The sequence below is a fragment of the Catenulispora sp. MAP12-49 genome, from assembly GCF_041262705.1.
Classification (GTDB): domain Bacteria; phylum Actinomycetota; class Actinomycetes; order Streptomycetales; family Catenulisporaceae; genus Catenulispora.
Map to the genome: position 1 here is coordinate 1 of NZ_JBGCCP010000043.1, position 12,472 is coordinate 12,472.

At 71.8% G+C, this 12,472-nt stretch carries 6 protein-coding genes; 2 read left to right on the forward strand and 4 right to left on the reverse strand.

The genetic code is table 11. From position 1 onward, the window contains the following. Window positions 1-769: 769 nt before the first annotated feature. The gene (locus ABIA35_RS42840; protein ID WP_370361834.1) at window positions 770-2,047 is read right to left on the reverse strand and encodes an MAB_1171c family putative transporter; all 1,278 of its coding nucleotides are present in this window, start codon (window positions 2,045-2,047) and stop codon (window positions 770-772) included. 25 nt (window positions 2,048-2,072) lie between these two features. Further along, complete coding sequence (locus ABIA35_RS42845) at window positions 2,073-2,597, reverse strand: hypothetical protein (RefSeq protein WP_370361835.1); 525 nt, start codon at window positions 2,595-2,597, stop codon at window positions 2,073-2,075. Between the two features lie 100 nt (window positions 2,598-2,697). On the opposite strand from ABIA35_RS42845, the gene ABIA35_RS42850 reads away from it, so the two are divergent. Both ABIA35_RS42850 and ABIA35_RS42855 read left to right on the forward strand, forming a co-directional pair. Beyond that, on the forward strand, window positions 2,698-3,651 hold the full coding sequence (locus tag ABIA35_RS42850) for a D-2-hydroxyacid dehydrogenase family protein (protein WP_370361836.1): 954 nt from the start codon (window positions 2,698-2,700) through the stop codon (window positions 3,649-3,651). Window positions 3,652-3,737: 86 nt separating this feature from the next. After that, on the forward strand, window positions 3,738-8,072 hold the full coding sequence (locus ABIA35_RS42855) for a hypothetical protein (protein ID WP_370361837.1): 4,335 nt from the start codon (window positions 3,738-3,740) through the stop codon (window positions 8,070-8,072). Window positions 8,073-8,077: 5 nt separating this feature from the next. Here ABIA35_RS42855 and ABIA35_RS42860 read toward each other — a convergent pair whose 3' ends face one another. Next, window positions 8,078-9,352, reverse strand: coding sequence for a cytochrome P450 (locus ABIA35_RS42860; protein ID WP_370361838.1), 1,275 nt, complete (start codon window positions 9,350-9,352; stop codon window positions 8,078-8,080). A gap of 176 nt (window positions 9,353-9,528) precedes the next feature. Next, on the reverse strand, window positions 9,529-12,444 hold the full coding sequence (locus ABIA35_RS42865; RefSeq protein ID WP_370361839.1) for a cell wall-binding repeat-containing protein: 2,916 nt from the start codon (window positions 12,442-12,444) through the stop codon (window positions 9,529-9,531). Between the last annotated feature and the right edge of the window lie 28 nt (window positions 12,445-12,472).

Sequence of the window (12,472 nt, forward strand, 5' to 3'; positions counted from 1 at the left end):
GTTGCTTGTGGTCGCCTTCGTCCCGGATTCCCCGTCGCATCGTCGCCTTACGGAAGCAGACCGGTCCGGTGGTATCAAGTCGGATCGCCCAGCTGTTGGTCGAGTATCAGAGACTTGACACCACCGGCCCGGCCTGCTTGGCTTCGCCCGCCGAAGCGACGGGGAATCCGGGACAACCCCGGTCTGTGGTGTGGACCGGGTCCACTCCGTGAGGCACAGCGGCGGCCAGGCGGTGTGTGCGTGTGGTGCGGGAACCGTTCCCACAGGCGGGGGTTGTCCCGGATTCCCCGTCGCTTCGGCGGTGCTTGCACAACCATCCCGGACTGGGCGGTGTCCAGCCGGACGGAACCGGTGGCCAGCAACAGTGATCCGGCTTGACACCGCCCAGGCCGGGATGGTTCCCTCCGGGCGACGAAGCGACGGGGAATCCGGGACAAAGGCGACCACAAGCAACGACCGCCGCCCGACTACGCGACCCCCACTCCCCGGAGCGAGGCCGCTCGCCGCGTAGGCGCCGCCGGAGGCGCCCTTGACTGTCGCCCTTTGACTGTTGCCCTTGACCTTCGCAGTAGAGCCGACCGCCTGCCCACACCACCGCCGCCCCGCGAAACCAGCGCCACCACCGACCCGCGCCACCAGCGGATCCCGCCAACCATGCGCGAAGCCGTCAAGAAACGCCTGTGACTATCGGCCCACGAACAAACCGCAACCAGCCACACCCACCCACACATAAGTCAGGGCCGCGACGGTGGTGTGACGGGGCGAGCGGTCAGCTCCCACTTCTCGTGCGCGGCCTGGACGATGGAAAATCAGAGCTCTTGCGAACTCGTGTGAACGCGGCGGCGACCTCCGCCAGCCACGCGGCCTCCACCGCCACGGTCCGGGCGGCCTCGGTGTGCCGGACCGGCGCACCGGGCGCGCCGACCCGTCCGGCCCGCCGGTTCTCCAGCGCGGCGGCGATGGACGCGGCCTCGGCGAACGCCTCGCGATCGGTGTCGGGCTCGGCCCCGCGATCAGCCCCGCGATCGGCCCTGCGGTAGGCCTCGCGTTCGGCCTTGCGAACAACGCGATCGGCCCCGCGGTCGGCCTCGGGCGCTGTGTCCGGCCCCCGCCCCCGCCCCGGCTCGTGCTCCGGCGCGTACGGGCGCAGCGCGAGCCGGCCGTCGTGGATCTCGATGACCCGCCGGTACAGGGCGAAGTCCAGCGACCGTCCGCTGAACAGCAGCCGCCGATCGTCCTCGAGCGCGATCTGCGGCAGCTCGGTGCGGATGGCCTCCCACAGCGGCGTGAGCCGCCGGTAGACCAGGTAGGTGTGAACCCGGTCCCGGACCGCGGCGTATCCGGCATGCCACTTGGCGACCAGCGTCGCCGCGACGATGAAGGCCGCGCACAGTGCGCCGAGCGCGTTCGACACCAGGTCCTCGCTGCCGTCCTGGATCCCGGTGCGCAGCACGTGGACGACGTCGTCGACGGTCCACGCCGTCCACACCATGCCCACCGCCAGTGCCGCCAGCGACAGCCGGATCCCGGTCCGCACCGGTCCCGGGCCCGCGCGGCGCGCCTCGCGGGCGAAGGCGGCGGTGGCGGCGGCCAGCGACCAGGCCGCGTACCCGGCGAAGACCAGGTCGTGCCCGGCCAGCAGCCACCGGCCCGCGCCGTGGACGACCAGCGCGTCGTCCGGGCCGATCGCGGGGCGCGCGGCGAGGAACAGCGTGATTCCGGCGGCCTGGCCCACGGCGGCGGCCACGACCGGCAGGCCGCGCGCCGGACGCCCGGCGACGGCGCAGGCCAGGAACATCAGAACGCTGATGGCCGCGGTGCGGACGCTGTCGCCGAGCAGGATCACCGCGACCTGGTCCACCCCCGCGTCGGCCATCAGGCGCGGCGTCGCGGGCGCGAGCATCGCCATGGCCGCCGCCAGGCAGATCATCAGGCAGTACCCATAGCGCTGCACCTGGTTCGGGCCGCCGCGCCGGTCGGTGCTCAGGCGGTACACCGAGAACGTCAGCAGTGCGGCGGCCGCCAGGTACGCGGCGAGATCGGACACGGTCAGCCCTCGAAGTCGGTCACAGTCAGCCCTCGAAGACGGCGAACAGCGCGTCGAGGGTGGAGGCGCGGTCGGTCGTGCGGGACCGGTGCCGGTCGCGCCGGGCGACGCGTTGCAGGATCAGCGACGCGACGAGTTCGGCCTCGCGTTCGTCGGGCTCGCTGTAGACGGTGCGGCCCAGGACACTGCGAACCAGTTCGGCCGGCAGATGCGGCATCAGCCTGCGCGCCGCGGCGGCCATCATGTCGTCGTCGCCGCGCTCGGTGTGCCCGCACAGGATGTGCGCGGCCTCGTGCAGCAGGATGTGCTGACGGTGCAGCCCGTTGGTGTCCGAGCAGTAGACGATCCAGTCGGCGTTGCGCGTGGTGATGACCAGCCCGCACGGCGCGTCGGGGCGGGCGGTGGTCGGCAGCAGCCCGATCGGCCGGCCGCGTTCCCGGGCCAGTACGCCGATGAACACCTCGGCGTCGAACGGATCCGGCAGGTCGAGCTGTTCGACAGTGCTCTGGCACCGGTCCCACAGCTCGGTCTGGCTGCGGTCGTTGGACATGGCCCCACCCCCTGGCGACCGTAGCGATCATAGCGGCCCGTGCGGACCACGGCTGTCAGCACCGTACGCTGCTTGAGGGCCGCATGAGAGGCTTTCAGACGTGCCTACCCCCACGAAGATCGCCGTCCTCGACGATTACCAGAACGTCGCCCTGACGCTGGCCGACTGGCCGTCCCTGGACGCCGAGACCACCGTGTTCACCGCCCCCTTCGCCGACTCCGCCGAAGCCGTCCGCGCCCTGGCCGGCTTCGACGTGATCGTCGCGATGCGCGAGCGCACCCGCTTCCCGGCCGAGGTCCTGGAGCAGCTGGGCGATCTGCGCCTGCTGGTCAGCACCGGCCCGCGCAACGCCGCCATCGACCTGGACGCGGCCCGGCGGCTGGGCGTCACGGTGTGCGGGACCGGATACTCCCCGACGCCCACCATCGAGCTCACCTGGGCCCTGATCCTGGCCGCGGCCCGGAACCTGCCCGAGGAGACGGCCTCGATGCGCGCCGGCGGCTGGCAGGTGGGGCTGGGCACCGGGCTGCACGGCAAGACCCTGGGCCTGCTGGGCCTGGGGAGGATCGGCTCCGCGGTGGCGCGGATCGGCCAGGCGTTCGGCATGGAGACGATCGCCTGGAGCCAGAACCTGACCGCCGAGAAGGCCGCCGAGCACGGCGTCCGGGCGGTGACGAAGGAGGAGCTGTTCGCCGGCAGCGACGTGCTCAGCATCCACCTCGTGCTCAGCCAGCGCTCCCGCGGCCTGGTCGGCGCCGCCGAGCTCGCCGCGATGAAGGACTCGGCGATCCTGGTCAACACCTCGCGCGGCCCGATCATCGAGGAGGCCGCCCTCGTCGAGGCCCTGCGGGACAAGCAGATCGGCAGGGCCGCGATCGACGTCTACGACGCCGAGCCGCTCCCCGCCGACCACCCGCTCAGGACACTGCCGAACGCGCTGCTCACTCCGCACATCGGGTACGTGTCCCGCGAGCTCTACACGACCTTCTACCAGGACGCCGTCGCCGACATCGCCGCCTTCCAGGCCGGCAGCCCGATCCGCCTGATGACCTGACGGCTCGGTACCTCGGTCTGCACACGCGACAGTGGACTGATTCGTCGGCCTGATCCGTCGAGCTGATTCGTTCTAAAGTGGCCACTGTGAAGCGCGGTGGCAGCCCGTACGCCTCCGGCGGGGGAGGGGTGACCCTGGAACGCCGGGTCGCGGCCCTCTACCTGGCCCGGCTGCTGACCGGCACGACCGCCCCCGAGCTCGACGGACGCCGCGTGACCCGCGTCGCCTTTCAGCAGGGACCCGAGCACGCCGTCGACGACCTGCTGATCTGCGCCGTCCGCGACGACGGCGCAGACCCGCTGCGCCTGGCCGTCGCGGTCCGGCGCGCGCCGAGCTTCCAGGCCAGCGATCAGGCTACGGAGAAGCTGGTCAGGACGTTCGTCCAGGACCTTCTCGCCGTAGCCTCACCACAGGACCCTGAGACTCGCCTCGCCGTGTGCGTCGGCGGATGGCAGCCTGCCGCGAAGCAGGTGGCGACGCTGGCCGCCCACGCCCGATCGCAGGCGACCGCCGACGGCTTCTTCCGCCTGGTCCGCACCCCGGAGTGCTTCGAACGCGCGGTGGTCGAACGGCTGGGGCACCTGCTCGCACTGGTCACCGCCGCCCTGACGACGCTCGGCCGGGACGCCTCCCCGTCCGCCGCCGAGGCGGTCAGCTGGCGCCTGCTGACCCGGCTGGACGTTCTCATGCCGCGCGTCGAGCCGCCGGACGAGACCGACTGGACCGGCGCCCTGATCGACCAACTCACCCCCTGGTCGCGCACGGCGACCTCCGACGCCGCGAGCTCACTCCGGGACCGCCTCGAAAGCCTGGCCGCGAAGTACGCCCCGGTCGCCGCCGACGTCGACCGCGCCCTGCTGTGCCGCGACGCCCGCGAGGCGATCCGCGACCGTCCGCCGGCCACCATGCGCGCACTGGCCGCGACCCCGGCGCCGTACCTGGAGCAGGTCCGCCAGATCGCCCCCGCCGTCCTGCACGACCGCGAGCCCGAACTGGCCGACCTGGCCCGCTTCTGCGCCGAACCGGACCCGACCCAGGGCCCTTACACCTGGTGGCGCGCCGACGCCTGGTCGGGCAAGTCGGCCCTGCTGTCCTGGCTCGTCCTGAACCCGCCACCCCGCACCCGCATCGTGTCCTTCTTCGTGACGGCCCGCTGGGGCGCCCAGAACGACCGGGCGGCATTCACCGACGCCGTGGCCGACCAACTGGCGCACCTCCTCGGCGAGCAACTGCCGACCTCCCTGACCGACACGACCCGCTACAGCAACCTCCTGCGCCTCCTGCGCGACGCCGCCCACCTCTGCCAGGACAACGGCGAACGCCTCCTGCTGGTCGTCGACGGCCTCGACGAGGACCGCGGCATCGATGGCCCCGCCGGCCACAGCATCGCCGGCCTCCTTCCGCCGTCCCCACCCGCCGGCTGCCGCATCGTGGTGGCGAGCCGCCCGAACCCCCCGCTCCCCCTCGACGTCCCAGACCACCACCCCCTGCGCGAGGCACGCATCCTGCGGCCCCTGGCGCCCTCGGAGCACGCCGGCGGCATGCGCACCGCCATGGAGCGCGAACTGCATCAGCTGCTGGCCGGCACACCGTTCGGCCAGGACCTGCTCGGCCTGCTTCTGGCGGCCGGCGGCGGCTTGAGTGCCCGAGACCTCGCCGAGCTCACCGGCACCAAGGAATACGAGGTCACCTGGAGGCTGAAGACCTCCGCGGCCCGCAGCTTCAGCCTGCGTCCGGCTCGCTGGAACCCGGACGCCGATCCGGTCTACATCCTCGGCCACGAAGAACTCCGGGTCATCGCCACCAAGGCCCTGGGCTCCAGGCACATCGCCGAGTACCGTGCCAAGGTCCACCGCTGGGCCGAGGGCTACCGCACCGGCCAGTGGCCCGCAGAGACGCCCGAGTACCTGCTCGACGGCTATCACCGGATGCTGATGGCGGAGGGCGACCTCGGCAGGGCGGCCGATTGCGCCGCTGATCGCCATCGCCACGAGCGTCTGCGGACCGTCACCGGCGGCGACAGCGCGGCGCTCGTCGAGATATCCGCCTCGCTGGACGCCCTGAAGCTGCGCGCCGACCCGGACCTGCTGGCCATGACCCGGCTCGCGATGCACCGGGGCACCCTCAGCGATCGCAACCGGCTTCTCCCTTCGAGCCTGCCCGGTCTGTGGGCCAAGCTCGGTCAGTTGTCTCGGGCCGAGGCCATGGCGCGCTCCCTGCCCGAGAGACTTGACCGGGTCAGGGCGCTGAGTGACGTGGCCGGGATCCTGGTCGCGGCCGGACAGCACGACCGTGCGCGGACGGTCGCCGATGACGCCGTCGCGTCGGTCACGGCCGTGTTCCACGACCTGTCCTCCACCGTCGACCCGTCGATTCCGGTGTCGATGTTGTTCGTCCTCGTCCCGATCCTGCGGCAGGCCGGTGCCGGCCGCGAGGCGTCATCGGCGCTCGCCGTCGCCGAGACCGTGGTCCGCGCGGGAGGGCAGGACGGTCCCGATCACGCGTATCTGCTGATGCAGCTCGCGCAGGCTCTGCGGGAGAACGGCGACCATCATCGTGCCCTGACAGTCCTGGGGGAAGCCGAGAGTCTGGTCATGCAGGCGAGCACGCAGTCGTACGGCCGCAGGCACACCCTCGCGACGCTCGCGCTCGACCTGGAAACCGCGGGGCAGCACGAGCGCGCACTGGCCGCCGCTTCGGTCGCGGTGGACGCCATCGAGTCAGTGACCGGCAGGTGGCACGAGAACCTTTCCGTGGCCCAATACGTGTCCGTCGTCTCCAACGTGGCCGAAGCACTGGGACGTATCGGGAAGCGCGACGAGGCGCTGGCGACGCTCCGCCAGGCGGAGACCGCTGTCCGGGCCCTCGTCAGCGGGGGAGAGGCCGGCAACGGATGGGTCCTGGCCCGTCTGGCGCGCGCCATGGAAGGCCTCGGGGACACCGACCGGGGGCGTGCCCTCGTCGATCATTTCGAGGCCACGGCCGAGGCGATCACCGACCGGTACGAACGCATGTGGACCCTGGCGGACGTGGCCCGAGCGCTGGCGGGCTTCGGCGACTTCGATCGTGCCTTGAGGGTGTTCGCGCGCGCCGAGACCCTGGCTTGTGCCGAGGACGGCGCAGCAGGCTGGGGCGACGCGGTGGGCTGGGCCGAGAACGCGCTGATCGCCATCGCCGGGGGTTTGCAGCGATCGGGCGACGTCCGTCAGGCGTGCGCCGTTCTCGAGCGCGCCGAGGCGCTTGTCCGCTCCGGGCCCGAGGCAGCCATGCGCCGGCAGGCTCGCGGGCTGGCGATCATAGCGCTGCTGTGGGAGGAGTTCGGAGACCGGGATCGTGCGGCCCGCCTCGCCGAAGAGGTGGGGCGACTTGCCGAGACCGCCGTCGATCTGCACCGGCGTGCCCGGACTCTGACGGAAGTCGGGCTGGCTCTGGCCAGAACGGATTCCGGGCGCCGGGTTCCGAAGATCGCCTTCCATGTCACGGCCATGGCGCGGATGGCCCAGGACGAAGATGACCGGGACCTGTTGCTCGGACTTGCCGCGCGAGCGGTCACCGCCGCTCGGAACTTCGACCGCGTTCGCTCCGTCACCGACCTGATCGCCGCTCCGGAGCAGGTGATCCACACCCTGGCCAAGATCGCCGACATCCTCGATCTGCTCGGCGAGCAGGACCGGGCGCCGTCCGTGCTGCGGCGTGCCGATGCCGCCGTGATCCTCGAGCGCGCGATCCAGCGGGACCAGTCGGCGCTGACCAGCTTCGTCCGCGTCCTGGTGGCGATCGGGGACCTCGACGGCGCGCAGGCCGCGGCCGGTTCGACCTCCGACCCCGGCGAGCAGGCCATGGCGCGGGGAGCGCTGGTCCAGTCACTGCTCGCGGCGGGCCAGCTGGAACGCGCGGAACCGCTCGTGCCCACGATCACCCGGCCAGGAGAGGCAGCGGCCGGCGGAGTGCTCGCCTACGCTCAGATGCAATCGATCGCGAGGATCAATGCTCTGAGTGACCTGGCCCGTGCGCTGATGGCGGCGGACAGGCCGGAGCAGGCGGCCGATGTTGTGCGCACCGCGGTCGATCTCGCCGGCCCGGCACCGAATCCGCGGCTGATCCGTGACACGATCCCCACTCTGGCCCGGGCCATGGCGGCTGTGGGGAGGCAGGACGAAGCGGAGTACCTCGCGGATTCGGTCGCCGACGTCGACACCAAGGCCCAGTCCCTTCTCGCCGTCGCCACCCAGACAAGCCCGGCCGATACCCGCAGGCTTGTCGCCGAGGCGCTCGTGCTGAGCCGCTGGACCAAGCCGCTGGAGCTCCTGGCGGAGATCGAGCCCCACGTCGTGATCGCCGTCGCCGACGAGTTCATGGACCTCGTCGAGCCGGCGTTGGCGGCGATGCCCGAATCAGCCGTACCCAAATCAGAGGCCTGAACCTTTTACCCCCGATCAGCCCCGAGCCGCACCGGCAGTGCGACCACGACGTTCCCCACAAACGTATGTGAGAACTCCAGCTCCGCCTCGCTGACCGCCACATCCAGCTCCGGGAACCGCTCGAACAACCGCGCCAACGCGATCTCCGCCTCCATCCGAGCCAGCGGTGCGCCCGGGCAGTAGTGCGGCCCGTACCCGAACGCCAGCAGTTCCACCCGCTCCTCCCGCCGCACGTCGAAGCGGTCCGCGTCCGGGCCGTACGCCGCCGGGTCGCGCCCCGCCGCCGAGTAGCCCGCCAGGACTGCCGTGCCCGCCTCGATGCAGTGCCCTGCGATGTCCATGTCCTTCATCGGGTAGCGCATCGGGAAGTAGCTCACCGGGTCGTCCCAGCGCAGGGTCTCCTCGATCACCGCCGGCCAGCTCGCCTTGCCCTGGCGGACCGCCTCCAGTTCCTCCCGGTGCGTGCACAGTGCCCGCACCGCGTTCATCACCAGTCCCATGGTGGTCTCGTGGCCGGCGATGAACAGGCTGCGCAGGGTCGCGGTCAGCTCCTCCACGCTCAGCTGCTCCGGGTCCTCGGTGCGGGCGATCATCTCGCTGAGCAGGTCCTGCCGCGGTTGCCGGGTGCGCTCGGCGACGATGGCGGCGAGGATCGCGATCATCTCCTGGCTCGCGGCGATCACGCGGGCGGGCTCGACGTCGGTGTCGACCATCAGGGTCGCGATCTCGTGCAGCCGGGCGCGCTCGGCCGCCGGGATGCCCAGCAGTTCGCAGATCACCTCCAGCGGCAGCGGGACCGCGAAGTGCGAGCGCAGGTCGACCACCCCGTCCGGGGAGTCGGAAGCGGTCTGCGCCATCTCCTCCAGGAGCCGCTCGACCAGCGCCTCGACCGCGGGCCGCAGAGCCTTGATACGCCCGCGCGTGAACGTGTTCCCGATGACCGCCCGCAGCCGCCGGTGCTCGGCGGCGTCGGAGGTCAGCATGCTGCGCGGCAGCGTGAACCCGGACAGCGGCCACCCGTCGGGGACCCGGCCCTGCTGGTACTCGGCGAAGTTCGCAGGGTTCTTCGAGACGTCGGGGGAGGCCAGGAACTCCTTCAGCGCCGCGTGCCCGAGCACCATCGCGCCGGGGACGTCCCCGGGCATCACCACGCGCAGCGTCGGGCCCTGGGCCAGCCAGCGCGCGTTCTGTGCGTGCGGGCTGCCGCCCAGCGGGTCCAGGCGGTGCATGGGGCAGGCGTCCGGGGTGGCGGCGTTCGTGGCGGTGGCGTCCGGTTCCATGCGCGGCTCCTTAGGCAGAGGTCTGAGATCTGGGTCCACGATCTGGGTCTGCGATCAACGGCGGCCGATCCGCCCAACCGGTACGTGCTCAATCCCGGCCCGGTTCATGCAGAAGTCCGCGCCCCGCCTGCCACAGCAGGCGGGGCGCGGACTCAGAACCGGGTCACCGCCGTGTATCAGCCCTCGGCGATCGCCCCGGCCGCGGCGGCGATCGCGTACTCGGTGGCCTGGTTGATGGCCACCGGGCCGCCGAAGATCTCGATCAGGCCCGCGCCGCCCAGGGAGGCGCCGATGCCGTGCAGGGCGTTGGCCGAGAAGGAGGGCAGGTTGGTGACGTTGGTCAGGACCAGCGGGCCGTCGGCCTCGGCGAGCTGCGCGGCGCCGGTGAGGGCGTCGGCGAAGTTCAGGCCGGTGGCCACGCCCGCGATGTGCTCGCCGGTGAAGGTGGCGGCCACGCGGGCGGCGGTGTCGTAGCGGTCGAAGCCGGCGAAGCCCTTGGTGAGCGGGACGTGGGCGTTCGCCGCCGCGGCGACGGCCTGGGCGCCGACCGCGGCGACGGCCTTAGCGCCGTGGGCGTAGGCCGCCACCTGCGGGTTCATGACCTTGTCGTTGGTGAGCAGGATCGCCGCCGGGTTGCCGTTGTCGGCGAAGGTGTTGCCCGCGAGCGGGCCGGCGGACAGGGCGTCGGCGAAGCCGGTGCCGGTGGCCAGGACGACGTGGTCCGGGTGGCCCATGGCCGTGGCGATCTGCAGCGAGGTGGCGTAGCGGTCCACGCCGCCGATGCGGCTGATCTGGCTGGCCGGCAGGCCCAGGCCGTTGACCACGGTCTGGCTGATGGCGCCGGTGCCGCCCAGGACGTAGACCTTGCCGCCGGGCTTGAGGACCCGGTGGATCTCGGCGACGACCTGCGAGTCGACCGTGGTGCCCGGGGTCAGCAGCAGCGGCCCGCCCACCTTCTTGGCCAGCGGGGCGCCGGACAGCGCGTCCGGGAAGTTGGTGCCCACGGCCAGCACCACGTTGGCGGCCGTGCCGGGGTTCGGGTACTGCTGCTGCGAGATCTGGATGCCGGTCTGGTACCGGTCGTTGCCGGCGATGCGGCCCACGCGGTTGGCGTCGTACCCGGCCTGCAGGTACGCCAGGGTCGGGGAGCCCACGCCGGTGGCCTCGTCGTAGCCGGCGCCGGCGCGCAGCGACGTGTCGTGGCCCATGATCTCCTCCTGGGCCTTGGTCAGCGTGGTGCCGTTCCAGCCCTCGGGGATGATCGTGGCCATGTTGTCGTTCGCGGTGACGTCCCGGAACTTGCCGGCGTTCGCGTAGATCGTCGGGTTCTCGAAGCCCGGCGCCGTCCCGCCGTGCGCCTGCATCTGCAGCGCCGTCTCGGCGGCGAACAGCGGCGCGGCCAGCGAGGTGCCGCCCATCGGGGTCCAGTCCGGCTGGCCGTTGACGGTGTGGAACAGCGCCATGCCGGTCAGCGGGTCGGCGTCCATCGCGACGTCCGGGACGGTGCGCATCGGGGTGTTCAGGTGCGCGCCGTTCGGGGCGGTCTGCGACAGGCTCGCCGGGACCACGGGCCGCTGGTAGAAGGGCTGCGGGATGTCGGTGGAGGTACCGCCGCCGCCACCGCCGGTGAACTGCCCGGGCTGCAGGTTGTGGGGGTCGCCCGCGGGGGTCTCGTAGTCGCCCCAGGCCTCCTCGCCCCCGTAGTTGTTGTTCGCGTCGACCTTCAGCGCCGTGCCGCCGACCGCGGTGACCCACGGCGAGCTGGCCGGGAACTCGGTCTGCTTGCCGGCCGAGTCCGGGGAGCAGTTGAAGCCGGTGGTCGCGTTGGCCGGGTTGTCGTCGCCGCAGTCGCCGGTGGAGAAGTTGAAGCCGATGCCCTCCAGCGCGCCCTTCATGAAGATGCGGTCGAAGGCGGCGGTGGTGGCCGTGTCCTGGTTCCAGCCCTTGGTGTGCATCAGGCCGCCGATGGAGACCGACACGACGTCGGCGGCGTGCGTGTTGACCACGTACTCGTAGGCCGCCATCAGGTCGTTGTCCTCGCAGGAGGCCGCGCCCACGTAGACGACGTTGGCGTCCGGGGCCATGTTGTGCACGGCCTCGACGTCCAGGCTCTCCTCCTCCGACCACTTCGACGGGTCGCAGGCGGCCTGGTTGTTGTACGCCGCGGTGTCGGTGACCTCGCGGTACTGGCCCGGGCGGAACTGCTGCTGGTGGAACTGGTTGTTGTACGTCGTCTCGTCCTGCGCCATGGTCGGGCTGGCGTAGGCGTCCACGATCGCCACGGTCGCGCCCTTGCCGGTCAGGCCGGAGCTGGCCACGCCGTAGGCGCCGCGCAGCTGCGCGGAGTCGTAGCCGCAGAGCGGCGCCGGGATGCCGTCGTAGCTCTTGGAGCCCCACGACGTCGAGCACCACGAGGTGTCGAAGCTGGTCGAGGCCGGGTGCGTGGCGGCGGCCGGGGACTGCACGGCGCCGGGGGTGTTGATCTTCGGCGCGTCGTAGAGCCCGGAGATGCCGGTGATGGCGTGGGCGACGGCGGCCGGGACCCGGGCGGCCGTGGCCGGCGCGTAGTGCGCCTGGCCGTCGGGCGCGGTGTAGTTGGCCAGCGTGGTGCCGAAGGCGGCCTGGACCACCTCGGCCGAGCCCTGCAGGTCGACGTAGCTGTCGGCGACGTTCTTGATCGTCAGGCCGGCGCTCTTGGCCCAGTCGGTGACCGTCTTGACCTGCGCCGCGGTGGCGCCGAACTCGGACTGCACCTGCGAGGGACTCAGGTACTTGTGGTACTGGTCGCTGTTCGGGTCGGCGACCTCCTGCGCCAGCGCCGCCAGCTCGCCCTGGTTCTGGCCGGCCAGGTACACCCGGGTGCTGATGGTCTGCGTGGCCGGCACGGCGGCCTTCTCGGTGGCCGGGGTCGCCCAGTCGGGCTGGGTCCCGGCGACCGCGACCCGGCCGAGCGAGTCGGTCTGGCCGTTGTTGGTCGTGTCGTTGCTCTGGGCCTGCGCGGACGACATGCCGACGGCCGCGATGACGGCCGTGGCCATCGGTATGGTGCCGACGGCCAGTATCTTCGAGCGCTTCTTTGCGGCGTGGGACATGGTGGAAAAACAACTCCCCGAGTGATGT